The 25,740-nt window shown below is 72.6% G+C and carries 15 protein-coding genes, 1 tRNA gene and 1 rRNA gene; 12 read left to right on the top strand and 5 right to left on the bottom strand.

Features of this window, described 5'->3' with window-relative positions:
* Positions 1-138 precede the first annotated feature (138 nt).
* Both rrf and ACZ4WZ_RS22930 read left to right on the top strand, forming a co-directional pair.
* Positions 139-255, top strand: a 5S ribosomal RNA gene (gene rrf, locus ACZ4WZ_RS22935).
* A 5-nt stretch (positions 256-260) separates the two neighbouring features.
* A tRNA-Thr gene (locus ACZ4WZ_RS22930) sits at positions 261-333 on the top strand.
* A 178-nt stretch (positions 334-511) separates the two neighbouring features.
* Here ACZ4WZ_RS22930 and ACZ4WZ_RS22925 read toward each other — a convergent pair.
* Positions 512-3,034, bottom strand: coding sequence for a SpoIIE family protein phosphatase (locus tag ACZ4WZ_RS22925; RefSeq protein ID WP_467892960.1), 2,523 nt, complete (start codon positions 3,032-3,034; stop codon positions 512-514).
* Positions 3,035-3,260: 226 nt separating this feature from the next.
* On the opposite strand from ACZ4WZ_RS22925, the gene ACZ4WZ_RS22920 reads away from it, so the two are divergent.
* From ACZ4WZ_RS22920 to ACZ4WZ_RS22880, 9 genes are all read left to right on the top strand, one after another.
* The gene (locus ACZ4WZ_RS22920; protein ID WP_467892958.1) at positions 3,261-8,762 is read left to right on the top strand and encodes a HAMP domain-containing protein; all 5,502 of its coding nucleotides are present in this window, start codon (positions 3,261-3,263) and stop codon (positions 8,760-8,762) included.
* Between the two features lie 235 nt (positions 8,763-8,997).
* Complete coding sequence (locus ACZ4WZ_RS22915; protein ID WP_467892956.1) at positions 8,998-9,678, top strand: response regulator; 681 nt, start codon at positions 8,998-9,000, stop codon at positions 9,676-9,678.
* A 175-nt stretch (positions 9,679-9,853) separates the two neighbouring features.
* Entirely contained in the window at positions 9,854-12,640 is a 2,787-nt protein-coding gene (locus tag ACZ4WZ_RS22910) for an FtsK/SpoIIIE family DNA translocase (RefSeq protein ID WP_467892955.1), read from the top strand.
* A 292-nt stretch (positions 12,641-12,932) separates the two neighbouring features.
* Entirely contained in the window at positions 12,933-13,838 is a 906-nt protein-coding gene (locus ACZ4WZ_RS22905; RefSeq protein ID WP_467892953.1) for a helix-turn-helix domain-containing protein, read from the top strand.
* A 124-nt stretch (positions 13,839-13,962) separates the two neighbouring features.
* Positions 13,963-15,468 carry a 30S ribosomal protein S12 methylthiotransferase RimO gene (rimO, locus tag ACZ4WZ_RS22900; RefSeq protein WP_467892951.1) on the top strand — a complete coding sequence of 502 codons (1,506 nt, stop codon included), beginning with the start codon at positions 13,963-13,965 and terminating at the stop codon, positions 15,466-15,468.
* The gene (pgsA, locus tag ACZ4WZ_RS22895) at positions 15,465-16,121 is read left to right on the top strand and encodes a CDP-diacylglycerol--glycerol-3-phosphate 3-phosphatidyltransferase (RefSeq protein WP_467892949.1); all 657 of its coding nucleotides are present in this window, start codon (positions 15,465-15,467) and stop codon (positions 16,119-16,121) included. Before rimO ends, pgsA begins: the two co-directional genes overlap by 4 nt.
* Before the next feature lie 86 nt (positions 16,122-16,207).
* Positions 16,208-16,687, top strand: coding sequence for a CinA family protein (locus ACZ4WZ_RS22890; protein ID WP_467892972.1), 480 nt, complete (start codon positions 16,208-16,210; stop codon positions 16,685-16,687).
* Positions 16,688-16,796: 109 nt separating this feature from the next.
* Positions 16,797-17,177: a helix-turn-helix domain-containing protein gene (locus tag ACZ4WZ_RS22885; RefSeq protein WP_007266936.1), complete on the top strand. Its 381-nt coding sequence runs from the start codon at positions 16,797-16,799 to the stop codon at positions 17,175-17,177.
* A 211-nt stretch (positions 17,178-17,388) separates the two neighbouring features.
* Positions 17,389-17,640 carry a hypothetical protein gene (locus ACZ4WZ_RS22880; protein WP_467892971.1) on the top strand — a complete coding sequence of 84 codons (252 nt, stop codon included), beginning with the start codon at positions 17,389-17,391 and terminating at the stop codon, positions 17,638-17,640.
* On the opposite strand, the gene ACZ4WZ_RS22875 is transcribed toward ACZ4WZ_RS22880, so the two are convergent.
* The 4 genes from ACZ4WZ_RS22875 to ACZ4WZ_RS22860 all read right to left on the bottom strand — a co-directional run bounded on the left by ACZ4WZ_RS22875 (position 17,588) and on the right by ACZ4WZ_RS22860 (position 24,781).
* A complete protein-coding gene (locus ACZ4WZ_RS22875; RefSeq protein WP_467892947.1) occupies positions 17,588-18,358 on the bottom strand; it encodes an SDR family NAD(P)-dependent oxidoreductase in 771 nt (256 codons plus the stop codon). The two genes, ACZ4WZ_RS22880 and ACZ4WZ_RS22875, sit on opposite strands and share 53 nt — an antisense overlap.
* 32 nt (positions 18,359-18,390) lie before the next feature.
* Positions 18,391-19,203 carry a DNA-formamidopyrimidine glycosylase family protein gene (locus tag ACZ4WZ_RS22870; RefSeq protein WP_467892945.1) on the bottom strand — a complete coding sequence of 271 codons (813 nt, stop codon included), beginning with the start codon at positions 19,201-19,203 and terminating at the stop codon, positions 18,391-18,393.
* A 101-nt stretch (positions 19,204-19,304) separates the two neighbouring features.
* The gene (locus ACZ4WZ_RS22865; protein WP_467892943.1) at positions 19,305-20,036 is read right to left on the bottom strand and encodes a hypothetical protein; all 732 of its coding nucleotides are present in this window, start codon (positions 20,034-20,036) and stop codon (positions 19,305-19,307) included.
* 152 nt (positions 20,037-20,188) lie between these two features.
* Entirely contained in the window at positions 20,189-24,781 is a 4,593-nt protein-coding gene (locus tag ACZ4WZ_RS22860) for an ATP-dependent helicase (RefSeq protein ID WP_467892941.1), read from the bottom strand.
* A gap of 80 nt (positions 24,782-24,861) precedes the next feature.
* On the opposite strand from ACZ4WZ_RS22860, the gene ACZ4WZ_RS22855 reads away from it, so the two are divergent.
* Positions 24,862-25,695, top strand: coding sequence for an AraC family transcriptional regulator (locus ACZ4WZ_RS22855; protein WP_467892940.1), 834 nt, complete (start codon positions 24,862-24,864; stop codon positions 25,693-25,695).
* The last annotated feature ends 45 nt before the right edge of the window (positions 25,696-25,740 follow it).

Genomic DNA, 25,740 nt, shown 5'->3' with positions numbered 1-25,740 from the left:
CAGATGTGGAAGCCCGGTAACGGGTGGAGCTGACTGGTACTAATAGGCCGAGGGCTTGTCCTCAGTTGCTCGCGTCCACTGTGTTAGTTCTGAAGTAACGAACTCGCCTTGTCGGCTTGAGTTCCAACTTCATAGTGTTTCGGTGGTCATAGCGTTAGGGAAACGCCCGGTTACATTCCGAACCCGGAAGCTAAGCCTTTCAGCGCCGATGGTACTGCAGGGGGGACCCTGTGGGAGAGTAGGACGCCGCCGAACAACCCGCCCTTTTAGCTCAGTCGGTAGAGCGTCTCCATGGTAAGGAGAAGGTCAACGGTTCGATTCCGTTAAAGGGCTCTGACTTGAAAAGGCCCCCGCCTCGTGGCGGGGGCCTTTTTGCGTTCCAGGTGTGCCTCGGCCGCGAGGCGAAGGCCGTGGCCCTTGTCGGAAGGGCCGGGTTCCCGGAGACGCCGGAAGGCCGGCTGTCGGCCGGGACAGGGCAGTTGCTCTTCCGCTCGCACGGAAGGGGCAGGGCTCAGGAACCCTCGCGCTGCTGGGGGACGCGGAAGGCCAGGATGGCCATGTCGTCCGAGGCCGGTTCGGCGGCGAAGCGCTCGACCGCGCGCAGGACCCGGGAGGCGACGGCGCCCGCCGTGAGGCCGGTACAGGTGCTGAGGACCTCGGCGAGGCCGTCGTCACCGAGCATCCTGGTGCCTTCGCGCCGTTCGGTCACGCCGTCCGTGACGCAGAGCAGCACGTCACCCGGCTCGAGGGTCAGGGTCTGCTCGTAGAGGTCGAGGTCGTCGATCACGCCGAGCAGCGGCTGCGGTTCCGCCGCCGCGGTGACCTGGCCGTCCGGGCGCAGGCGCAGCGGCAGGGGGTGGCCCGCGCAGACGACCTTCATCAGGGCGCCGCCGTCGGGCTGGGGGTGGAGTTCCCCGTAGAGGAGAGTGAGGAAGCGGCTCCGGGCGCCCTCGTCGAGGATGGCCGCGTTGAGCCGCTCCAGCACCGCGGGCCCGCCGAGGCCCTCCCGGGCCAGGAGGCGCAGGGCGTGGCGGGCGAGGCCGGTCACCGCCGCCGCCTCGGGGCCCGTACCGCAGACGTCTCCGATGGCGAAGCCGTACGCGCCGTCGCGGATCGGGAAGACGTCGTAGAAGTCGCCGCCCACCTCGTTGCCCTCGCCGGCGGCGCGGTAGATGACCTCGACCTCCATGCCGGGGATGGCGGGGGAGCCGGGCGGCAGGAGGCTGCGCTGGAGGGAGCGGCTGATGGCGGTGCGCTCGGAGTAGAGGCGGGCGTTGTCGAGGGCGAGGGCGGCCCTGCGAGAGAGGTCGTCGGCGAGTTCGAGGATCTCCTGGCGGAAGTGCTCCCCGGTGGGCTTGCCGAGGGTCAGCATGCCGATCACCCGGTTCCGGGCGAGGAGGGGCAGGACGACCGTCTCCCCGCCGACGGCGGCGGTTGCCGCCAGCCAGTGGCGGGCACCGGCCTCACGGACCGGCTCGGGCGGGCTGACGCGGGAGAGCAGGGCCTTCAGGCCGTCGATGCGTTCCTCGTCCTCGTGTAGGACGTAGGCGAGGTAGGGGTCCGAGGCCGGATCGGCGATGGTGTAGACGGCGCACCAGGTGGCGAGCGTCGGGACGGTCATCTGGGCCATGAGGGCCAGGGTCTGGTCCCGGTCGAGGGTGCCGGCGAGCAGGTCGGAGGCTTCGACGAGGAAGGAGAGCGAGCCGCGGCGCAGCCGTTCCAGCTCGCCGAGGCGGGCGGACTCGACGGCGAGGGCGATGCGGTCGGCGGCGAACTGGAGGCGCAGGGCCTCTTCGTTGGTGTACCGGCCGGGGCCCTCCGCCGCGACGCCGAGGGAGCCGGTGAGACGGCCCTCGACCTTGAGGGGGACGGTGACGACGGAGCGCATGCCGGTGGACTCCAGGAGCGGTACGGCTCCGGGGACGACGGAGAGGTCGTCGTGGACGGCGGGCAGGCGGGCCGATCCGTAGCGGCTGGTACCCGCCTCGACGGGGACGCGGGCGAAGCGCTGGCGGGTGGAGGGCAGGCCGGTGGTGGCGCGCACCTCGAGCTCGGTCTCGTCGTCCGTGGCCAGCAGCAGGAAGGCGGCGTCGGCGTCGAGCATGTCACGGGCCCGCTCGACGGTGCGCTGGAGCAGTCCGTCGAGGTCGTCGGGGGCCGGGGAGCCGATGAAGACCTCGAAGGGGTCGGCGGGGCGGGGCTCGCCGTGCTGGCCGTCGGAGGAGGGTACGCGTACGGGGGTCTGGAGCAGGGCGCGCTCGTCGTCGTGCACGAGGAGGCAGACGATGGAGGGTTCGCCGTGGGCGTCGCGGACCCGCAGGTGGGAGGCGTAGACGGGGATGACGCGGCCGTCGGCGCCCCGGATGCCGTAGCTGCCCTCCCAGCGGGACAGGCGCAGGGCCTCGGCGATGCCGGTGCCCGTGCCGGGGGTCTGGGGCCAGGCGGCGATCTCGGCGAGGGGACGGCCGAGGACCTTCTCGGCGGGGTAGCCGAAGATGTGCTCGGCGTCCTCGTTCCAGGCGGAGATGGCGCCGGTGGCGTCGATCTGGAGCACGGCGACGCGGACCCGGCTGTCGGTCAGGGGCAGGAACTGGTCCGGTACGACGGGGCCCGCGGAGCGGGTACCGACCGGCCGGTCCGGGAGGTCGAGGCGGAACCACACGTGTTTGTGGGTGGCGGTGTACTCGACGCCCCAGCGGGTGGCCAGGGCGGCGCAGAGCATCAGCCCGCGGCCGCTCTCGCGGTCGGGATCGGCGTACGGGCGCTCGCCGGGGTGCCGCAGCGGCAGCTCCCGCTCGGGGTAGCGGTCGCCGACCTCGACGCGTACGCCGCCCTCCGCGCGCAGGCACAGGACCTCGGCCCTGGTTCCGGCGTGGACCACGGCGTTGGTCACGAGCTCGCTGGTCAGCACGACCGCGTCGTCGACGATGTCCGCGAAGCCCCAGCCCTGCAGGGTGTCGCGGACGAACGCGCGGGCGGCGGCGACCGACCGCCCTTGAGGGTCGAAACTGGCAGCCGCCCGTGCCGTGATCACAAGTCTCCTTCGACGCGGTTGGACATCGGATGCCAGGTTACTTACCTTCGCGGTCGCCAGGAGCCGTCGTACGGGATTCCACCCGGAGGGTGCGGCGGGTGTGCGATGGTGCCGAAGTGTTATCGCCGGGTTCGGCCAGGGTGAAACACTGGGCAGGCTTGGAGAGCCGGCTCTTGGACGGTCGGCGTCCGGTGGAACAGCGGTCGACCCTTTCGGGAGGGACACGGTGGAGTCTGGCGCAGCGGTGCGGCGTACGGGAACGCGCCCCAAGGGGGGACGGTCCCGGCGGAACGGGACGACGGAAGTCGATACCGCCGCTCTGAACCGCCTGCTCACGGCCCTGGTGTCGATGCGGGACGGGAATTTCCGCAAGCGGCTGACGGTGTCCGGCGAGGGCGTGATGGCGGAGATCGCCGCCGTCTACAACGAGGTCGCCGACCGCAATCTGCACTTGACCGGGGAGCTGTCCCGGGTCCGGCGCACGGTGGGCCGCGAGGGCAAGCTGAGCGAGCGGCTGGAAACGGGGGCCTGCGAGGGCTCCTGGGCGGCCGCGATCGACGCGTCGAACCAGCTGGTGGACGATCTGGCCCGGCCGGTGTCCGAAGTGGGCCGGGTGCTGTCGGCGGTGGCCGAGGGCGACCTCGACCAGCGGATGGACCTGCGGACGCAAACGTCGGACGGGGCGGGGCATCCGCTGCGCGGAGAGTTCCTCAAGGTCGGGCGTACGGTCAACAACCTGGTCGACCAGCTGTCGGCGTTCACCGACGAGGTGACGCGGGTGGCGCTGGAGGTCGGTACGGAGGGCAAGCTGGGCGGTCAGGCCCAGGTGCGGGGGATGTCCGGTTCGTGGAAGGACCTGACCGACTCCGTCAACACGATGGCGTACCGGCTCACCGCGCAGGTGCGTGACATCGCCCTCGTGACGACGGCGGTCGCCAAGGGCGACCTGTCGCGCAAGGTCACGGTGCACGTGGCCGGCGAGATGCTCCAGCTGAAGAACACCGTGAACACCATGGTGGACCAGCTGTCCTCGTTCTCCTCCGAGGTGACGCGGGTCGCCCGGGAGGTGGGTACGGAGGGCGAGCTGGGCGGCCAGGCGAAGGTGCCCGGGGTCGCGGGCGTGTGGAAGGACCTGACCGACTCCGTCAACACGATGGCGGGGAACCTGACCGCGCAGGTGCGGGGGATCGCGCAGGTGACGACGGCCGTCGCGAACGGCGACCTGTCGCAGAAGGTGCGGGTCAGCGCGCGCGGCGAGGTCGCGCAGCTGGCCGAAACGATCAATCAGATGACGGAGACCCTGCGGACCTTCGCGGACGAGGTCACGCGCGTGGCCAGCGAGGTCGGCGCGAAGGGCCTCCTCGGCGGGCAGGCACAGGTGCCGGGGGCCGCCGGTACCTGGAAGGACCTCACCGACTCGGTGAACACGGTCTTCCGCAACCTCACCACGCAGGTGCGGGACATCGCCCAGGTGACGACCGCCGTGGCCAACGGCGACCTGTCGCAGAAGGTCACGGTCAACGTGGCCGGGGAGATGCTGGAGCTGAAGAACACCGTCAACACGATGGTGGACCAGCTCCAGTCGTTCGGTGCCGAAGTGACGCGTGTGGCCCGTGAGGTCGGCGTCGAGGGTGAGCTGGGCGGGCAGGCGCAGGTGCCGGGGGCGGCCGGTACCTGGAAGGACCTCACCGACTCGGTGAACACCGCCTTCCGCAACCTCACCGGGCAGGTGCGCAACATCGCCCAGGTGACCACGGCGGTCGCCAACGGCGATCTGTCCCAGAAGGTCACGGTGGACGTCTCCGGCGAGATGCTCCAGCTGAAGAACACCGTGAACACGATGGTGGACCAGCTGTCCTCCTTCGCCGACCAGGTCACGCGGATGGCGCGGGACGTGGGCACGGAGGGCAGGCTCGGCGGTCAGGCCCGGGTCGAGGGGGTCTCCGGCACCTGGAAGGAGCTCACCGACTCCGTCAACTTCATGGCCGGGAACCTGACCTCGCAGGTGCGCCAGATCGCCCAGGTGACGACGGCGGTGGCGCGCGGCGACCTGTCGCAGAAGATCGACGTGGACGCCCGGGGCGAGATCCTGGAGCTGAAGAACACCATCAACACGATGGTCGACCAGCTCTCCGCCTTCGCGGAGCAGGTGACCCGGGTGGCCCGGGACGTGGGTACGGAGGGGCGCCTGGGCGGCCAGGCACAGGTGCCCGGTGTGGCCGGGGTCTGGCGTGACCTGACGGACTCCGTCAACGGCATGGCCGGGAACCTGACCTCGCAGGTCCGCAACATCGCTCAGGTCGCGACGGCGGTGGCGCGCGGTGATCTGTCGCAGAAGATCGACGTGGACGCCCGGGGCGAGATCCTGGAGCTGAAGAACACCCTGAACACGATGGTCGACCAGCTGTCGAACTTCGCCGAGCAGGTGACGCGGGTGGCCCGCGAGGTGGGTACCGAGGGCATCCTGGGCGGTCAGGCCGAGGTCAAGGGCGTCTCGGGCACCTGGAAGGACCTCACGCAGTCCGTCAACTTCATGGCGAACAACCTGACCTCGCAGGTCCGCAACATCGCCGAGGTGACCACCGCCGTCGCCATGGGCGACCTCTCCAAGAAGATCACGGTGGACGCCAAGGGCGAGATCCTGGAGCTGGTCACGACGGTCAACACGATGGTGGACCAGCTGTCGTCGTTCGCGGAGCAGGTGACGCGGGTGGCGCGCGAGGTGGGTACCGAGGGCATCCTCGGCGGCCAGGCGCGGGTGCGCGGGGTCACCGGCATCTGGAAGGACCTCAGCGACAACGTCAACACCATGGCCGGGAACCTGACGGCGCAGGTGCGCGGGATCGCGCAGGTGTCGGCGGCCGTCGCCAACGGCGATCTGACGAAGAAGGTCACCGTCGAGGCGCGCGGCGAGGTCGCGCAGCTCGCGGACACCGTCAACACGATGGTGAAGACCCTGTCCTCCTTCGCGGACGAGGTCACGCGGGTGGCCCGCGAAGTGGGTACGGAGGGCCGCCTGGGCGGCCAGGCGCACGTCCCCGGGGTCTCCGGGACGTGGAAGGACCTCACCGACTCGGTGAACTTCATGGCGTCCAACCTCACCGGGCAGGTGCGGCAGATCGCCATGGTCACGACCGCCATCGCCAAGGGCGACATGACCAAGAAGATCGACATCGACGCGCGGGGGGAGATCCTGGAGCTGAAGACGACCATCAACACGATGGTCGACCAGCTGTCCTCCTTCGCCGACCAGGTGACGCGGGTGGCGCGCGAGGTGGGTACCGAGGGCATCCTCGGCGGCCAGGCGCGGGTGCGGGACGTCGACGGCACCTGGCGGGACCTCACCGAGTCCGTGAACGAGATGGCCGGCAACCTCACCCGGCAGGTGCGCGCGATCGCGGCCGTGGCCACCGCGGTCACCCGGGGCGACCTGAGCCTGAAGGTCGACGTGGACGCGGCGGGCGAGATCCAGGTGCTCCAGGACAACATCAACACGATGATCGTGAACCTGCGCGACACCACCCTGGCCAACAAGGAGCAGGACTGGCTCAAGGGCAACCTCGCCCGGATCTCGGCCCTGATGCAGGGTCGTCGGGACCTGGACGACGTGGCCTCGCTGATCATGAGCGAGCTGACCCCGGTGGTCTCCGCGCAGCACGGGGCGTTCTTCCTCGCCGTACCGGCGGGCGGGACCAGCGAGATCGGGACGGACGGCGGCGCGGAGGGCTCGTACGAGCTGCGGATGCGCGGGAGTTACGCGTACGCGGGCGCCCAGATGCCCATCTCCTTCCGGCCGGGCGAGGGGCTGATCGGCACGGTCGCCGAGGAGAAGCGGACGATCCTCGTCGAGAACACCCCGCCCGGCTACCTGAAGATCTCCTCGGGGCTGGGCGAGGCGCCGCCGGCGCACGTGATCGTGCTGCCGGTGCTGTTCGAGGGGAAGGTGCTCGGCGTCATCGAGCTGGCGTCGTTCACGGGGTTCACGCAGATCCAGAAGGACTTCCTGAGCCAGATCGCCGAGATGATCGGTACGAGCGTCAACACCATCTCCGTGAACTCCAAGACGGAGATGCTGCTCAAGCAGTCGCAGGAGATGACCGAGCAGCTGCGCGAGCGCTCCGACGAACTGGAGAACCGGCAGAAGGCACTCCAGGCCGCCAACGCGGAACTGGAGGAGAAGGCCGAGCTGCTGGCCCAGCAGAACCGGGACATCGAGGTGAAGAACACCGAGATCGAGGAGGCCCGGCAGGTCCTGGAGGAGCGGGCCGAGCAACTCGCGGTCTCGATGCGCTACAAGAGCGAGTTCCTCGCGAACATGTCGCACGAGCTGCGCACCCCGCTGAACTCGCTGCTGATCCTGGCGAAGCTGCTCGCCGACAACGCGGACGAGAACCTCTCGCCGAAGCAGGTGGAGTTCGCGGAGACCATCCACGGCGCGGGCTCGGACCTGCTCCAGCTGATCAACGACATCCTCGACCTGTCGAAGGTCGAGGCGGGGAAGATGGACGTCTCTCCGACGCGGATCGCGCTGGTCCAGCTCGTGGACTACGTGGAGGCCACCTTCCGGCCGCTGACCGCGGAGAAGGGACTGGACTTCTCGGTGCGGGTCTCCCCGGAACTGCCCGCCACGCTGCACACCGACGAGCAGCGGCTGCTCCAGGTGCTGCGCAACCTGCTGTCGAACGCGGTGAAGTTCACCGACAACGGGGCGGTGGAGCTGGTGATCCGGCCCGCCGGGTCGGACGTTCCGACGGCCATCCGGGAGCAGCTGCTGGAGGCGGGGTCGCTGCGCGACGCGGACGCCGACCTGATCGCCTTCTCCGTGACCGACACGGGGATCGGGATCGCGGCGAGCAAGATGCTGGTGATCTTCGAGGCGTTCAAGCAGGCCGACGGCACCACCAGCCGCAAGTACGGCGGTACGGGCCTGGGGTTGTCGATCAGCCGGGAGATCGCCCGGCTGCTGGGCGGGGAGATCCACGCGGCCAGCGAGCCCGGGCGGGGGTCGACCTTCACGCTGTACCTGCCGCTGCACCCGAGCGAGCTGCCGCCGCAGGGGTACGCCGCGCCGACGCCCGGCGGGGCGCGCGGGGAGTACCGCAGGGCGGCGGAGGAGGAGCCGTTCGCCGCGCAGCCGCTGCCGGCGGCGCTGGCGGCGCCGCTGGGCGCGGCTCAGCCGCAGCGTGCGCTGCCGGTGGCGGAGGCGGCCGCTCCGGGCTCGTCGGCGCTGTTCCGGCGCCGGCGCAAGCCGCTGGCGGGCCCGGCGCCGCGCACCGAGGTGCCGGGGCAGCCGGAGGGTGACGCGTGGAACGTGGAGGAGCCGCTGCCGGTGGCGCCCCGTACGTACGACTTCCACGGCGAGCGGGTGCTGATCGTGGACGACGACGTGCGGAACGTCTTCGCGCTGACGAGCGTGCTGGAGCAGCACGGGCTGGCGGTGCTGTACGCGGAGAACGGCCGGGAGGGCATCGAGGTCCTGGAGCAGCACGACGACGTGGCGGTGGTGCTGATGGACATCATGATGCCGGAGATGGACGGGTACGCGACGACCTCGGCGATCCGGCGGATGCCGCAGTTCGCGGGGCTGCCGATCATCGCGCTGACGGCCAAGGCGATGAAGGGGGACCGGGAGAAGGCCATCGACTCCGGGGCTTCCGACTACGTCACGAAGCCGGTCGAGCCCGACTACCTGCTGACGGTCATGGAACAGCACATGCGCGGAAACTGATCGGAGTGCGGGGCGTGGGGGGAGGCCGGGAGGGGAACCTTTGGGCCTCTCCTCACGTTTCCGCTACGTGCACAGTGACATCTTGGTGACAGGGTGTGGCGATCTCGGGACTGGGGCTACGATGACCGGCACAAGGACGGACGGCGCAAGGATGCCGTCCTCTGGGGCGGGGCCCGGCGCGCACGCCGGCGCCAGGAGCCGGGGAGGCCCCATGCCGGGGCGAGGAGGACAGGGCATGGTGCAGAAGGCCAAGATCCTCCTGGTCGACGACCGGCCGGAGAATCTGCTGGCGCTGGAGGCCATCCTCTCCGCGCTCGATCAGACACTGGTCCGGGCGTCGTCGGGGGAGGAAGCGCTCAAAGCGCTGCTGACGGACGATTTCGCGGTCATCCTGCTGGATGTCCAGATGCCGGGCATGGACGGATTCGAAACGGCCGCGCACATCAAGCGGCGCGAGCGGACCCGGGACATCCCGATCATCTTCCTCACCGCGATCAACCACGGTCCGCACCACACCTTCCGCGGTTACGCGGCGGGGGCGGTGGACTACATCTCCAAGCCGTTCGACCCCTGGGTGCTGCGCGCCAAGGTCTCCGTGTTCGTCGAGCTCTACACCAAGAACTGCCAGCTGCGGGAGCAGGCGGCCCTGCTGCGCCTCCAGCTGGAGGGCGGCGGTACGAACGGCGACGGCGGCAGGGAGACGGCCGGGCTGCTGGCCGAGCTCTCCGCGCGGCTGGCGGCGGTCGAGGAACAGGCCGAGGCGCTGACCAAGCAGCTCGGCGAGGACGCGGCGGACGCCGGGGTGGTGGCGACGGCCGCCCACCTGGAGCGGAAGCTGACCGGGCTGCGGCGGGCGCTGGACGCGCTGGAGCCCGGAGCCAGCGGCGGAGCGCCGGTCCTGCCCGCGCAGGGCTGAGGCGCCGGGCCGCCCGCCGCCCCGTCGGGCGGTGGTGAAACGGCCCGCCGGGAACGCCCGCTGGGTATCCGTCAGTTCTGTCGCGGAGTCAGAGCGCCCGCGGGCGGGGCGACACGAACGGGTGAAGGGGTGGGCACGCGTGTCCACCGGCGTGCGCCCGGGTAACCTCGGGCCCATGGCCTCACGTACGTCCGGCAAGGGTTCCCAGAGCACGGCGGGCACCGCGAAGGGCCGCACCGGCCGTACGACGGAGCCGGCCAAGAAGGCGGCCCCGCGTAAACCCCCCGCCAAGAAGGCCGCCGCGGCCAGGCGTCCCCCGGCGAAGAAGGCCGCCGCCAAGCCGGCGCCGACGCCGACCGGGGGAGTGGTGCGGCTGGTCCGCTGGTGCTGGCTCGCGATCGCGCACGCGGTCGGCGGGCTCTTCCGCGGGCTCGGCCGGGGGGCCAGGAACCTGGATCCGGCCCACCGCAAGGACGGCGTGGCGCTGCTGCTGCTCGCCCTCGCGCTGATCGTCGCCGCCGGAACCTGGTCGAATCTGAGCGGGCCCGTCGGTGACCTGGTCACGATGCTGGTCACCGGGGCCTTCGGGCGGCTGGACCTGCTGGTGCCGATCCTGCTGGGGGTCATGGCGGTACGCCTCATCCGCCATCCCGAGCAGACCGACGCCAACGGGCGCATCGGGATCGGCCTGTCCGCCCTCGTCATCGGCGTCCTCGGGCTGGTGCACATCGCCTGCGGGGCGCCCGGCCGGGGCGAGGGGACCACCGCCATGCAGAACGCGGGCGGGCTGATCGGCTGGGGCGCCTCCAAGCCGCTGATCTTCACCATGGGGGCGCCGCTGGCCGTGCCCATGCTGGTGCTGCTGACGGTCTTCGGGCTGCTGGTGGTCACCGCCACTCCCGTCGCCGCGATCCCGCAGCGGCTGCGCCGCCTGGGGATCCGGCTGGGGATCATCCAGCCCAACGAGTACGACGAGGGGTACGGGGAGCCCCAGGCCGCCGGGCGGCCCGGCCGGTCGGACCGCCCTGACGCGGGACAGTGGCAGGCCAGCGCCGGCGGCACCGGTGGCGCGGTGGACGAGGCCGAGGAAGCGGCCCTGGCGCGGCGGCGCCGGCCCCGGCGGGGCGCCGCGCGGCCGGGCGAGCGGGAGCCGGACGCCGTCGACGTGGCCGCGGCGGCCGCGGCCGCGCTCGACGGGGTGGTCTACGGAGGGCTGCCGCCGAACCCGCTGGTCGCCGATCTCACCCAGGGCATCGCCGCCCGGGGGGAGGGGGCGGAGGTCACCGCTCCGGTGCCGCCCGCCCGGGAGGAGCGGCCCGCTCCCGCTCCCGCTCCCGCCCCCGCCGCGGCTCCGGCGGACGACTGCGACGTGCCGCAGGAGCGCACCGCCGCGGCGTCCGGGACGCTGGCGGTGCCGGACCTGACGAAGACGCCGCCGCCGGCCCAGCCGCTGCCGCCGCGCGCCGAACAGCTCCAGCTGCGCGGGGACATCACGTACGCGCTGCCCTCGCTGGACCTGCTGGAGAAGGGCGGGCCCGGCAAGACCCGCAGCGCCGCCAACGACACGGTGGTGGCCGCGCTGACGAACGTGTTCACCGAGTTCAAGGTGGACGCGCAGGTCACCGGCTTCACCCGGGGCCCGACGGTCACGCGCTACGAGGTGACGCTCGGCGCCGCGGTGAAGGTCGAGCGCATCACGGCGCTGGCGAAGAACATCGCCTACGCCGTGGCCTCCCCGGACGTACGGATCATCAGCCCGATCCCGGGCAAGTCGGCCGTGGGCATCGAGATCCCGAACACCGACCGCGAGATGGTCAACCTGGGCGACGTCCTGCGGCTCGCGGACGCCGCCGAGGACGACCACCCCATGCTGGTCGCGCTCGGCAAGGACGTCGAGGGCGGCTACGTGATGGCCAACCTCGCGAAGATGCCGCACGTGCTGGTCGCGGGCGCCACCGGCTCCGGCAAGTCCTCCTGCATCAACTGCCTGATCACCTCGATCATGGTGCGGGCCACCCCGGAGGACGTCCGGATGGTCCTGGTCGACCCCAAGCGGGTGGAGCTGACGGCCTACGAGGGCATCCCGCACCTGATCACGCCGATCATCACCAACCCCAAGCGGGCCGCGGAGGCCCTCCAGTGGGTCGTGCGCGAGATGGACCTGCGCTACGACGACCTGGCCGCCTTCGGCTACCGGCACATCGACGACTTCAACCAGGCCATCCGGGACGGCAAGATCAAGCTGCCGCCGGGCAGCGAGCGGGAGCTCAGTCCCTACCCGTACCTGCTGGTGATCGTCGACGAGCTCGCGGACCTGATGATGGTGGCCCCGCGCGACGTCGAGGACTCGATCGTCCGCATCACCCAGCTGGCCCGTGCGGCCGGCATCCACCTGGTGCTCGCCACGCAGCGCCCCTCGGTGGACGTGGTGACCGGTCTGATCAAGGCGAACGTGCCCTCTCGGCTGGCCTTCGCCACCTCCTCCCTCGCCGACAGCCGGGTCATCCTGGACCAGCCCGGCGCGGAGAAGCTGATCGGCAAGGGTGACGGACTGTTCCTGCCGATGGGCGCGAACAAGCCGGTCCGCCTCCAGGGCGCCTTCGTCACCGAGGACGAGATCGCCGGGATCGTCCAGCACTGCAAGGACCAGATGGCGCCCGTCTTCCGGGACGACGTCACGGTGGGGCAGAAGCAGAAGAAGGAGATCGACGAGGAGATCGGCGACGACCTGGACCTGCTGTGCCAGGCGGCGGAGCTGGTGGTCTCCACCCAGTTCGGCTCCACCTCGATGCTCCAGCGCAAGCTGCGGGTGGGCTTCGCCAAGGCGGGGCGGCTCATGGACCTGATGGAGTCCCGGGGGGTCGTCGGGCCGAGCGAGGGCTCCAAGGCGCGCGACGTGCTGGTCAAGCCCGACGAGCTCGACGGGGTGCTCGCCGTCATCCGCGGCGAGGAGACCCCGTAGGACACCGGGAGTCCCCTGGCGCTCGGGACCCCGCTGTCGGGGGCTCATGGGCGGCCCGCTAGAACGGGGGTCCGGCCGTCTCACCCGACCGAATGGGATCGTGGCCGTATCGTCACCGGATCCGACGGCAACCGTTTCCCCTGGGCGTGCGTCAAGTTGAGGGAGGCACCGGCGGCCGGTTTCCGTCGCCATTCGGATGGCGTAGGAAGGTGCCCCTCCGGTTGCCCCACCCTTTCGTCACCCCCCTAGACTGGACATCCAGCAGGTGGCTACACGCTCGAAAGGCGCCCTTGTGTCCATCGGCAAATCCAACTCCCCCGAAGAAGAGCGGACTTCGGCCGACGTCCGGTCCGAGGACCGGTCCGAGGACCGCATCGTCGAGCGCTCCGTCGAAGAGCCGTCCATCGGGACGGCCCTGAAGAAGGCCCGGATCGCCGCCGGGCTCACCGTCGACGAGGTCAGTTCCACCACCCGCGTGCGCATCCCGATCGTGCACGCGATCGAGGAGGACGACTTCACGCGGTGCGGCGGCGACGTGTACGCCCGCGGTCACATCCGTACGCTCGCCCGCGCCGTCGACCTCGATCCGGTACCCCTGGTCGACAGGTACGACGCGGCCCACGGCGGCCGGCCGGCACCCACTCCCGCCGCGCCCATGTTCGAAGCCGAGCGGATCCGCCCCGAGCGGCAGCGGCCCAACTGGACCGCCGCCATGGTCGCCGCCATCGTCGCGGTCATCGGCTTCGTGGGCTTCACCGCCTTCGGCGGCGGCAGCGACGAGTCGGCCAAGCGGCCGGTGGCGGAAGGTTCCGCCTCCCCGAAGCCCGCGCCCAAGCAGTCCGCGGGCAAGCAGCCGGCCGCCCCGACCCCCCAGGCCACCAGGCCCAAGCCCGAGGACAGCGCCATCGCCGCCGCTCCGAAGGGCGTCGTCACCGTCGTCCTGACGGCCGACGTCGGCGAGAGCTGGATCTCCGCGAAGGACAGCACCGGCCGGCTCCTCTTCGACGGCACCCTCACGCAGGGCGAGTCGAAGACCTTCACGGACAAGGAGTCCGTCGACCTCGTCCTCGGTGACGCCGGAGCCGTCAAGCTGTTCGTGAACGGCAAGGAGATCAAGGAGAGGTTCGAGTCGGGTCAGGTCGAACGTCTCACCTACACCAAGGACGACCCGCGCCAGGGGCAGGCCCAGGCGGGCTGACCAGCACGGAATAGAAAATTCCAGATCCCCGGGATCCCGCGCGGCGACCGCCGCCGGCCCCGGGGATCTTGTCGTGGGGGGACGTGGGCGGGGGTCGGCGCCGGGACGAAGTAGTCTTGAGTCCATGCCCGAACGCCGTACCGTCGCCCTTGTCACTCTTGGCTGCGCCCGTAACGAGGTGGACTCGGAGGAGCTCGCAGGCCGCTTGGCGGCGGATGGCTGGGAGCTCGTCGAGGACGCCGCCGACGCGGACGTAGCCGTCGTCAACACCTGCGGCTTCGTCGAAGCCGCCAAGAAGGACTCCGTAGACGCCCTGCTGGAAGCCAACGATCTCAAGGATCACGGCAAGACCCAGGCCGTCGTCGCCGTCGGCTGCATGGCCGAGCGCTACGGCAAGGAACTCGCCGAAGCGCTTCCCGAGGCCGACGGAGTCCTCGGCTTCGACGACTACGCCGACATCTCCAACCGTCTCCAGACCATCCTCAGCGGTGGCAGCGTCGAGGCGCACACCCCGCGCGACCGGCGCCAGCTGCTGCCGATCAGCCCGGCCGAGCGCCAGAGCGCCGACGTGGCGCTGCCCGGCCACGCGCAGGCGGCCCCCGAGGAGCCCGCGCCGGCCCCCGCCGACCTGCCGGACGGGCTCGCGCCCGCCTCCGGGCCGCGCGCGCCGCTGCGCCGCCGCCTGGACAAGAGCCCGGTCGCCTCGGTGAAGCTCGCCTCCGGCTGTGACCGCCGCTGTTCCTTCTGCGCCATCCCGTCCTTCCGCGGCTCCTTCATCTCGCGCCGTCCCAGCGACGTGCTGGGCGAGACGCGCTGGCTCGCGGAGCAGGGCGTCAAGGAGATCATGCTGGTCTCCGAGAACAACACCTCGTACGGCAAGGACCTGGGCGACATCCGCCTGCTGGAGACCCTGCTGCCCGAGCTGGCCGCCGTCGACGGCATCGAGCGCGTCCGCGTCAGCTACCTCCAGCCCGCCGAGATGCGGCCCGGGCTGATCGACGTCCTCACCTCGACCCCCAAGGTCGTGCCGTACTTCGACCTGTCCTTCCAGCACTCGGCCCCCGACGTGCTGCGCGCCATGCGCCGCTTCGGCGACACCGACCGCTTCCTGGAGCTGCTGGACACCATCCGCTCCAAGGCCCCGCAGGCCGGCGTCCGGTCCAACTTCATCGTCGGCTTCCCCGGTGAGAAGGAGTCGGACTTCGCCGAGCTGGAGCGTTTCCTCACGCACGCGCGGCTCGACGCCATCGGCGTCTTCGGCTACTCCGACGAGGACGGCACCGAGGCCGCCGGCTACGACGGCAAGCTGGACGAGGACACCATCGCCGAGCGGCTCGCGCACATGCAGCGGCTCGCCGAGGAGCTGACCTCGCAGCGCGCGGAGGACCGGATCGGCGAGACCCTCGAGGTGCTCGTGGAGACGGTCGTCCCGCTCGACGAGGCGGAGGACGGCGAGGGCGCCTACGGGCGTGCCGCGCACCAGGCCCCCGAGACCGACGGGCAGGTCGTCTTCACCGACGGCGCCGGCCTGGTCCCCGGGCGCATCGTCACCGCCAAGGTGGTCGGGACCCTGGGCGTCGACCTCGTCGCCGAGCCCCTCGGCGTGGAACTCGAGGAGGCGGCCGGATGACCGGAGTCCCGGCATCGGCGGCGGGCGGGACCGGCCGCCGGCCCACGCCCGGCGCGAAGCTCGGGACTGCGGCCGTCAACCAGGCCAGCCTGTGGAACATCGCCAACATCCTGACGATGATCCGGCTCGTCCTCGTGCCGGGATTCGTCCTGCTGCTGCTCGCCGACGGGGGCTACGACCCCGTCTGGCGGGCGCTGGCCTGGGCGGCCTTCGCCGTCGCCATGATCACGGACATCTTCGACGGGCATCTGGCGAGGACGTACAACCTGGTCACGGACTTCGGGAAGATCGCCGACCCCATCGCCGACAAGGCGATCATGGGGTCGGCGCTCGTGTGTCTCTCGTGGCTGGGTGACCTGCCCTGGTGGGTGACCGGGGTGATCCTCGGGCGTGAGCTCGGCATCACGCTGATGCGGTTCTGGGTGATCCGGTACGGGGTGATCCCGGCGAGCCGGGGCGGCAAGCTGAAGACCCTGGCCCAGGGCACGGCGGTGGGGATGTACGTCCTCGCGCTGACCGGGCCGCTCGCCACCCTGCGGTTCTGGGTGATGGCCGTCGCCGTGGTGCTGACCGTCGTCACCGGTTTGGATTACATCCGGCAGGCCGTGGTGCTGCGCCGGGCCGGTCTGGCGGCGGAGCGGACCGCGAAGTGACACACGGGGCGGGGGAGGCGCCGGAGGCCGCGGAAGCGGCGGAAGGCGCCGCGGGAACGGCGGCGGTGGCCGAAGACGTGCTCCGGATGCTTGCGGAGAGTGATCAGACGCTGGCGGTCGCGGAGTCGCTGACCGGCGGAATGGTGGCTTCGGAGCTGACGGCGGTGCCCGGGGCCTCGCGCGCCTTCCGCGGCTCGGTGACGGCGTACGCCACGGAACTGAAGCACCGCGTCCTCGGGGTGGACGCGGCGCTGCTCGCGGCCGAAGGCGCGGTGAACGCGCAGGTCGCGGAGGAGATGGCCGCCGGAGTGCGGCGGGTGCTGGGTGCCTCGTGGGGGATCGCGACGACCGGGGTGGCCGGCCCCGACCCCCAGGACGGGCAGCCGGTGGGCACCGTTTTCATCGCCGTGGCAGGCCCGGCGGGCAGGAAAACGGCCCGGCTGCGGTTGAACGGCTCCCGTGCGGAAATCCGTAGGGAAAGCGCACGGACAGTGCTCGAACTCCTCTCGAGCGAACTCCGCGAGAATCTGCGGGGGCAGGATACGGAACAGAACGGGGGGATTTGATGTTTGCAGCCCTGAGTGAACACGACATCGCTCCCCGCACGGCCGCGGCGCGAGGCGGTACGGTGGGGCGTGAAGGTTACGGCTACACGGTCAGAGGAGGGAGCCACCGATGATTCTGCTCCGTCGCCTGCTGGGTGACGTGCTGCGTCGGCAGCGCCAGCGCCAGGGCCGTACTCTGCGCGAAGTCTCCTCGTCCGCCCGAGTTTCGCTCGGCTATCTCTCCGAGGTGGAGCGGGGGCAGAAGGAGGCATCCTCCGAGCTGCTCTCCGCGATCTGCGACGCGCTGGACGTACGGATGTCCGAGCTGATGCGCGAAGTCAGTGACGAGCTGTCGCTGGCGGAGCTTGCGCAGTCGGCCGCCGCAAGCGAACCGGTGCCGGCACCGGTGCGCCCGATGCTCAATTCGGTCTCCGTGGCCTCGGTCACGGGCGGACCGGAGCGGGTGACCATCAAGGCACCCGTGGAAGCGGTGAACGTCGTAGCCGCTTGAGCGTGCCGTTGGTAGGTGAGCGTGGCGGGAGCCCCGGATGGTGCGTCGAGCATCGGCCGGGGCTCCTTGCCGTTCCCGGGGCGCGCGTGTCCCCGGAGCCCTTGCGGGGCTGCCGACGGGCGTTCTGGGTGCGGGGGCGGGGAGGGTGCGGGAAGATGGGCGCGTCGGGGAACCTGCCCCCTGGGAGGTGGCCGTGCGGCGGTTGCTGCGCATGCCTGTCCCGGCGCTCCTCGCCCTGGTGGTGGCGGCGCTGTGGTGGTGGGCCGTACTGAGGCTCGCGCTGGCGCCGGCCGAGGCGGGCGCGGTGGAGGGTGCGATGGCGGTCGGCGGCTGGGGCCTGGGACTGCTGCCGGTGCACTGCGTGCCCGGACCCGTGCGCGGGGCCGGCCGGGCGGGGTCCGGGGCGGGCGCTACCAGGGCATCGACACCCCGCCGTTCGGGCGCAGGATCTGGCCCGTCATGAAGGACGAGGCGTCGCAGGCCAGGTAGAGCACGGCCTGGGCGACGTCCTCGGCTTCCCCGACCCGGCGCAGCGGCGACATGCGGACCATGGCGGCCTCGGTCCGCCGCTGCACCTCGGGGCCGTGGCGGCCGGTCATGGGGGTGCGGATCCATCCCGGGGCGACGGCGTTGACGCGGATCCCGTGCGGGCCGCACTCGGTGGCCAGGGTCCGGGTCAGCTGCACCACGGCGGCCTTGGCGGCGCTGTAGCAGAGCAGGCCCGGCTGGGCGGCGTCCACGGCGCCGGAGGCCATGGTGACGACCGACCCGGGGCGGCCGGCGGAGATCATGGCGCGGACGGCCTCCTGGCAGGTGCGCAGCACGCCCTTGAAGTTGACGTCCAGGATCCGGTCGGGGTCCTCGTCGGTGGTCTCCAGGACGCTGCTGGTGTGCATGACCCCGGCGATGGCGGCGACGGCGTCGAGCGGTCCGGCGGCGGCGACGGCGGTGCGCAGGGCGGCCCGGTCGGTCACGTCGAGGGGGTGGACGGTGGCGGAGCCGCCGTCCTCGGAGATCAGGGCGGCGGTCCCGGCGAGGCCCCGTTCGTCGAGGTCGGCGCAGTGGACGGCGGCTCCGGCCCGGGCGAGGAGGAGGGCGGTGGCGCGGCCTATGCCGCTGGCGGCTCCGGTGACGAGCGCGGTGCGGTCGGTGAGGTCGTACGGGGCGGTCGGTGTGGGCATGCCAGGACGGTACGAGCCTATCTGACGGACCGTCAACGGCCGGGGCGTTCCGGAACCGGGCCGGACTGGCAGCCCGGACACCAGTACGTGGGCCGGCCGTCCTGCGGGGCCTCGCGCACCGGGGTGCCGCAGCGCAGGCAGGGGCGGTGGGCGCGACCGTAGACGAAGAGCTCCCGGCCGGGGCGGCGGATGCCGGTGGTGTTGCGGGAGCCGCCGTGGCCGGCGTTGGCCGCCAGGAGGCGCTGGGCGGCGGCCGCGATGCGGGGGAGGGTGGTCCCGGGGTCGGGGAGCGCGCCGACCGGGGTCCAGGGCGTGACCCCGGCCAGGAAGCAGAGCTCGCACTTGTAGATGTTGCCGATGCCCGCCAGGTTGCGCTGGTCGAGCAGGGCCTCGCCGAGGGGGCGTCCGGGGTCCGCGAGGAGGTTGGCGGCGGCCAGGGCCTGGTCCCAGTCGGGGCCGAGCAGGTCGGGGCCCAGGTGGCCCACGGCCCGGGCCTCGTCGGCGGTGCGCAGCAGTTCCAGTACGGGGAGCCGGTAGCCGACCGCGGTGGCGTCGGCGGTGGCCAGCACGGCCCGGATCTCGAATGCGGGTCCGCCGCGCCACTTCTCGCCGGGGCCGAAGAGGTTCCAGGTGCCGTCCATCCCGAGGTGGCTGTGAAGGGTGAGGCCGCCTTCGAGACGGGCGAGGAGGTGCTTGCCCCGCGGGGTGACGGCGAGGGTGGTGCGCCCGGTGAGGTCGGCGGTGGCGAAGCGGGGCACGCGCAGGTCGGCGTGGGTGAGGGGCTTGCCCGCGAGGGCGGCGTGCAGACGGGCCGCCGCGCGGTGGACGCTGTCTCCTTCGGGCATGGGGCCATTGTCGGGCCTGGGAACGCGCGGAACCCCCCGGGCGGGGTCGCCGCGCGGGGGGTTCCGGGCATCAAGAGGCGGAGGGCCGGGCGGGCCGCCGGTCACTTCCAGGTGAGGCTCTTCTGGGGAGGGCTGCTCAGGTTGTTGTACGGGTTGCCCCAGTACTCGGCGCCGGAGACCTTGGCCGCGGCCGGCGCCAGGGTGATCACGCAGTTGGTCTGCGACTGGCCGTTGGTGAAGCCCTTCGGCAGCGAGTTGTCCTTGCACTTGTCGAACTTGCCGATGACCGAGACGCCCTGCGCCTCGCTGCCGTCGCCGAGCAGGCCCTTGATGTGGCCGACCGAGGAGTACGAGAGGTCCGTCGTGCCCGTGTTCTTGACCGTGTAGCGGATGTAGTAGGGCACCAGGCCCTTGGCCTTGTCGCCGAGCTTGAGCGGCTCCAGGTCGGCCGGGTCGCCCTGCTCGATCGAGGCGACGGTGAGGGCGAGCTGGCCGCCCTTGTTGCTGCCGTAGCTGAACGGCACGGTGGCCGTCTCGCCGATCTTGAAGGCCTGGCCGGACTTCGCCACCGCGCCGCCGCCGGAACCGCCCGGGGCCGCGGAAGCGCCCGCCGAGCCGTCGTAACCGGCCGCCGGGGAGCTGGGCGCCGCCGGGGCGCTCGGCTGGGCCGACGAGCCGGCGGACGCGGCGGCGGACGGTGCGGCCGGAGCCGCCGGGATCTCCTCGTTGCCGTCCTTGCAACCGGTCAGGACGAGGGCTCCGGCCACGGCGAGGCCGGCCGCGGCGAGGGTGCTTCTGCGCATGGTGTTGGTGCTCACTGTCTTGTCCCCCATGGATGCGCACCGCCGAGCGCGGTGCCTGTGAGCACCCTTGATAAGCCACGGATAAGCGGCTGGGCCAGCTCAGAGGCCCTCGCGGAGCGGCTGGCAGCCGTTTCGTGACATGCCCAAGACATACGTGTCCGGGCCGAGACCGGACCGCCGCCTCAGTTGCGCAGCCGCAGCCCCCTGGGGGTGGCGTGGAAACCGGCCGCCTCCAGGGCCGGGCCCAGCGGGGAGGTCAGCGCCGCCGCCGCGTTGATCCGCTCCACCGTCAGCGCCGGCAGGTTCCCCGCGCGCGAGCCCGCCGCCAGCGCCTCCGTGGCCGCCGTCAGCCGCGGATCCCCGGGATCCGGCCAGGCCAGCAGGGTCTTGCCGCCGCGCTCCAGGTACAGGGTCAGCTCGCCGTCGACCAGGACCACGAGGGACCCCGCCTTGCGGCCCGGCTTGTGCGTGGCGCCCGCCGGAGGCTCGGGCCACGGCAGGGCCGCCCCGTACGCGTTCGCCGGATCGGCGGCCGCCATGACCACCGCCGCCAGCGGGGGAGGGTTCTTCTCCGCCGCGCGGAGCCGGTCCACCGCGCCGTCCATCGCGAACTGGGCCGCGCCCAGCCCCTCGACCACGTACCCCCGGCGGGCCTGGCCGCTGTCCTCGAACGCCGACAGCACCCGGTAGACCGCGCTGAAGCCGCCCTCGACGCCCTCCGCCGCCACGGCCCCCCGGGTCACCACCCCGTGCCGGTCCAACAGCGTGCGCGCCAGGGCGTGGGCACGGTGGGTCGGGTCCGGGGCCGTCGCGGGCAGCAGGGACCAGCGGCCCGAGACCGTGGGCGGGCCCGTACGGGACACCGTGGCGCCCAGGCTGCCGTACCGGCCGCGCGGCACCGTACGCCGGGCCCGGTGCGCGGTCGCCCCCGCCGTGCGGCCCGAGCCCAGCAGGGAGCGCAGGGGGGCCAGGGTGTCGTTCGTCAGCCGACCCGACCAGGCCAGGTCCCAGAGCACCTCGGAGAGCTCCAGGTCCGAGGCCTCCGGGTGGCTGGTGCGGACGGACTGGGTGATCTGGCGGAAGAACAGGCCGTACCCGCCCGAGAGGCTCTCCAGCACCGCCTGGTGCAGCGGACCCAGCTCCAGCGGATGCGGCTCGGGGAGCAGCAGCGGAGCGGACTCCGCCAGGTACAGCGAGACCCAGCCGTCCTTGCCCGGCAGGGCTCCCGCGCCCGCCCACACCACCTCCCCGGTGGTGGTCAGCTCGTCCAGCAGCGTCGGCGAATACCCCGCCACCCGGGAGGGCAGGACCAGCCGCTCCAGCGCCGAGGCCGGCACCGGTGCCCCCTGGAGCTGCTCCACGGCCCGGGCCAGGCCGTCGATCCCGCGCAGGGCCCCGCCCAGGTGCTGCCACTGGGGCAGGAACGTGGCCAGGGAGGCCGGCGGGACCGGCTCCAGCTCCTGGCGCAGCGCGGCCAGCGAACGCCGCCGCAGCCTGCGCAGCACCGTCGCGTCGCACCACTCCTGGCCGATGCCCGCCGGATGGAACTCGCCCTGGACCACCCGGCCCGCCGCGGCGAGCCGGTGCAGGGCGCCCTCGGTCACCGCCGCGCCCAGACCCAGCCGGGCGGCCACCGAGGCCGTGGTGAAGGGGCCGTGGGTGCGCGCGTACCGGGCCAGGAGATCGCCCAGCGGGTCCTTGACGGGCTCGGTGAAGGCCTCCGGCACCCCGACCGGCAGGGCCGTGCCCAGCGCGTCCCGGAGCCGGCCCGCGTCCTCGATCGCCGCCCAGTGTTCCGCGCCGCCGATCCGCACCCGGACGGCCCGCCTGGCCGCCTCCAGCGCCCGCGGCCAGGCGGGCTCCGCCCCGCGGGCGGCCAACTCGGCATCCGTCAGCGGGCCCAGCAGCCGCAGCAGGTCCGCCACCGACTCGGCGTCCTTGGCGCGCCGGTCCTCCGTCAGCCACTGGAGCTCCCGCTCCAGCTCCTCCAGGACCTCCGCGTCGAGCAGCTCCCGCAGCTCCGCCTGGCCCAGCAGCTCCGCCAGCAGCCGCGAGTCCAGCGAGAGCGCCGCCGCCCGCCGCTCGGCCAGCGGCGAGTCGCCCTCGTACAGGAACTGGGCGACGTAACCGAACAGGAGCGAGCGGGCGAACGGCGAGGGCTCGGGAGTGGTGACCTCGACCAGCCGGACGCGGCGCGCCTCGATGTCCCCCATCAGCTCGGCCAGGCCCGGTACGTCGAACACGTCCTGGAGGCATTCGCGTACGGCTTCCAGCACGATCGGGAAGGAGCCGAACTCCGAGGCCACCTGGAGCAGTTGCGAGGCGCGCTGACGCTGCTGCCACAGCGGGGTGCGCTTGCCCGGACTGCGGCGCGGCAGCAGCAGGGCACGCGCCGCGCACTCGCGGAACCGGGAGGCGAACAGCGCCGAGCCGCCCACCTGTTCGGTGACGATCCCCGAGACCTCGCCCCGGTCGAAGGTGACGTCGGCCGCGCCCAGCGGGGCCTGTTCGTCATCGAACTCGAAGGGCGCCGGCCGGGCCGGGTCGTGGTCCAGCAGGTCCATGGAGAGCAGGTCGGCATCGGGCAGGCGCAGCACGATCCCGTCGTCGGCGTGCATCACCTGGGCGTCCATGCCGTACTTCTCCGCGAGGCGGGCACCCAGCGCCAGCGCCCACGGGGCGTGCACCTGGGCGCCGAAGGGGGAGTGGACGACGACCCGCCAGTCGCCGAGCTCGTCCCGGAACCGCTCGACCAGGATGGTCCGGTCGTCCGGCACGTGCCCGCAGGCCTCCCGCTGCTCCGCCAGGTACGCCAGCACGTTGCCCGCGGCCCAGCCGTCCAGGCCGGCCGCCAGCAGCCGCAGCCGGGCGTCCTCGTCGGAGAGCGCGCCGAGCTCCCGCAGGAACGCGCCGACCGCGCGGCCCAGTTCGAGGGGCCGTCCCAGCTGGTCGCCCTTCCAGAACGGCAGCCGGCCCGGCACCCCGGGGGCGGGGGTGACCAGGACCCGGTCGCGGGTGATGTCCTCGATCCGCCAGGAGGTGGTGCCCAGGGTGAACACGTCGCCCACGCGGGACTCGTAGACCATCTCCTCGTCGAGCTCGCCGACCCGGCCCCCGCCCTTCTTCGGGTCGGCGCCCGCCAGGAACACCCCGAACAGGCCCCGGTCGGGGATCGTGCCGCCGGAGGTCACCGCGAGGCGCTGCGCTCCGGGCCGGCCGGTGATCGTCCCCGCCACCCGGTCCCACACCACCCGGGGCCTCAGCTCCGCGAACGCGTCCGAGGGATAACGGCCCGCCAGCATGTCCAGCACCGAGGTGAACGCCGACTCGGGCAGCGCCGCGAAGGGCGCCGCCCGCCGCACCAGCGCGAGCAGCTCGTCCAGCTGCCAGGTGTCCATCGCGGTCATCGCCACGAGCTGCTGGGCGAGCACGTCCAGCGGGTTGGAGGGGATCCGCAGCGACTCGATCGCCCCGGTCCGCATCCGCTCGGTGACCACGGCGGCCTGGACCAGGTCGCCCCGGTACTTCGGGAAGACCACACCGGTGGAGACCGCGCCCACCTGGTGCCCTGCGCGGCCCACGCGCTGGAGCCCCGACGCCACCGACGGCGGCGACTCCACCTGCACCACGAGGTCCACCGCGCCCATGTCGATGCCCAGCTCCAGGCTGGAGGTGGCCACCACGGCGGGCAGCCGCCCCGCCTTCAGGTCCTCCTCGACCAGCGCCCGCTGCTCCTTGGACACCGAACCGTGGTGGGCGCGGGCCAGCAGCGGCGGGGCGCCCAGGGCGGCACCAGACTGGGCCATGACCTCGGCCGGGGGCGGCGCGCCCTCGGCGAGCGGCGTGCCCGTGGCGCGCTCGTGGGCGATCTCGTTGAGCCGGTTGCACAGGCGCTCCGCGAGACGGCGCGAGTTGGCGAACACGATCGTCGAGCGGTGGGCCTGCACCAGGTCCGCGATCCGCTCCTCCACATGGGGCCAGATCGACGGCTTGTCCCCGCCCTCCCGGCCCTCGGTCGCCGGGGAGCCCCCCAGCTCGCCCATGTCCTCGACCGGAACGACCACCGACAGGTCGAACTCCTTCGCCGACGGCGGCTGCACGATCTCCACCCTGCCGCGCGGCGCGAGGTAGCGGGCCACCTCCTCCACCGGCCGGACCGTCGCGGAGAGCCCGATCCGGCGGGCCGGGCGGGGCAGCAGCTCGTCCAGCCGCTCCAGGGACAGCGCCAGGTGGGCGCCGCGCTTGGTCCCGGCGACCGCGTGCACCTCGTCCAGGATCACCGTCTCCACCCCGGACAGGGCCTCCCGCGCCGCCGAGGTCAGCATCAGGAACAGCGACTCCGGAGTGGTGATCAGGATGTCCGGCGGCCGGGTCGCCAGCGCCCGGCGCTCGGCGGCCGGGGTGTCCCCGGAGCGGATCCCCACGCGGATGTCCGGCTCCGGCAGGCCGAGGCGGGCCGACTCCTGCCGGATCCCCGTCAGCGGGCTGCGCAGATTGCGCTCCACGTCGACCGCCAGGGCCTTCAGCGGAGAGACGTACAACACCCGGCAGCGCTTGCGCGCCTCGGCGGGCGGCGGCTGCGAGGCGAGCCGGTCCAGGGCGGCGAGGAAGGCGGCCAGGGTCTTGCCGGAACCGGTCGGTGCCACGACCAGGACGTCCGAGCCCTCCCCGATGGCCCGCCAGGCGCCCTCCTGGGCGGCAGTGGGCGTACGGAAGGCCCCCGTGAACCACGAGCGGGTCGCGGGGGAGAACGAGTCGAGCGCAGCGCCTGCCATGCCCCCATCGTGCACCCCACCACTGACAGGGCGGCCGACCTGGGCAAACGCGCCGCCGGGGCGGGGCGCAGAATGAGGACATGGGGACGGACGGCGGGCGCGGGGAATGGGCACGGCACTGGCAGTACGAGGAACTGCCCGGGCTGGACCTGCTGCGCGCCCACTACGTGCGCCACACCTTCCCGCGCCACGCCCACGACGGCTACGTCATCGCCGCCGTCACCGGCGGCGTCGAGGAGATCGGCCTGCCCGGCGGCACCGTACGGGCCGGGCCGGGCAGCGTGGTGCTGATCAACCCGGAGGTCGCGCACACCGCCCGCGCCGGGGTCCCCGAGGGCTGGGCGTACGCCACCCTCTACGCCCCCCGGGACCTGATCGCCCAGGTCGCCGCCGAGATCGCCACCCCGCGCGGCACCCCCGGCTTCACCGCCGACACGGTCGCCGACGCGCAGGGCGCGCGGGCCGTCAGCGAGGTGCACCGGGCCGCCGAGGCCGGGAACGCGCTGGCCGCCGACACCCTGCTGCGGGGCGTGGTGGCCCGCATGCTCAGCCGGTACGCCGGCCCGCTGCCCGCCCGTACGGTCCGCGGCGCGGGCGCCGCCGACGCCGAACGGGCCCGGGCCGTGCTGGAGGAGCGGATGGCGGAGCCGCCCTCGCTGGAGCAGCTCGCGGCCGGGCTCGGGACCAGCCCCTTCGCCCTGCTGCGCGCCTTCCGGGAGCGGTACGGGATGCCCCCGCACACCTGGCTGACCGACGCCCGGGTCCGCAGGGCGCGCCGGCTGCTAGACGCGGGGATTCCGCCCGCCGAGGCGGCCGTCACCGTCGGCTTCACCGACCAGCCGCACCTGAACCGGCACTTCACCCGGATCGTCGGCGTCCCGCCGGGCGCCTACCGGCGGGAGCGGGCCGGTTAGACCCCCGCCCCACGTAACGGCGACGAGGGCACCGCGCCGCCGGGG

This window comes from Streptomyces sp. NPDC029122 (assembly GCF_055569445.1).
The sequence above is the reverse complement of the archived record's forward strand: the minus strand, read 5'-3'. Positions and strand labels throughout refer to the sequence as shown.

Excerpts from the sequence above, each read along its gene's own strand:
- ACZ4WZ_RS22915 (WP_467892956.1), top strand. The coding sequence starts at position 8,998 with ATGGTGCAGAAGGCCAAGATCCTCCTGGTCGACGACCGGCCGGAGAAT.
- ACZ4WZ_RS22910 (WP_467892955.1), top strand. The coding sequence starts at position 9,854 with ATGGCCTCACGTACGTCCGGCAAGGGTTCCCAGAGCACGGCGGGCACC.
- rimO (WP_467892951.1), top strand. The coding sequence starts at position 13,963 with ATGCCCGAACGCCGTACCGTCGCCCTTGTCACTCTTGGCTGCGCCCGT.
- pgsA (WP_467892949.1), top strand. The coding sequence starts at position 15,465 with ATGACCGGAGTCCCGGCATCGGCGGCGGGCGGGACCGGCCGCCGGCCC.
- ACZ4WZ_RS22890 (WP_467892972.1), top strand. The coding sequence starts at position 16,208 with ATGCTTGCGGAGAGTGATCAGACGCTGGCGGTCGCGGAGTCGCTGACC.
- ACZ4WZ_RS22885 (WP_007266936.1), top strand. The coding sequence starts at position 16,797 with ATGATTCTGCTCCGTCGCCTGCTGGGTGACGTGCTGCGTCGGCAGCGC.
- ACZ4WZ_RS22880 (WP_467892971.1), top strand. The coding sequence starts at position 17,389 with ATGCCTGTCCCGGCGCTCCTCGCCCTGGTGGTGGCGGCGCTGTGGTGG.
- ACZ4WZ_RS22875 (WP_467892947.1), bottom strand. The coding sequence starts at position 18,358 with ATGCCCACACCGACCGCCCCGTACGACCTCACCGACCGCACCGCGCTC.
- ACZ4WZ_RS22870 (WP_467892945.1), bottom strand. The coding sequence starts at position 19,203 with ATGCCCGAAGGAGACAGCGTCCACCGCGCGGCGGCCCGTCTGCACGCC.
- ACZ4WZ_RS22865 (WP_467892943.1), bottom strand. The coding sequence starts at position 20,036 with ATGGGGGACAAGACAGTGAGCACCAACACCATGCGCAGAAGCACCCTC.
- ACZ4WZ_RS22860 (WP_467892941.1), bottom strand. The coding sequence starts at position 24,781 with ATGGCAGGCGCTGCGCTCGACTCGTTCTCCCCCGCGACCCGCTCGTGG.
- ACZ4WZ_RS22855 (WP_467892940.1), top strand. The coding sequence starts at position 24,862 with ATGGGGACGGACGGCGGGCGCGGGGAATGGGCACGGCACTGGCAGTAC.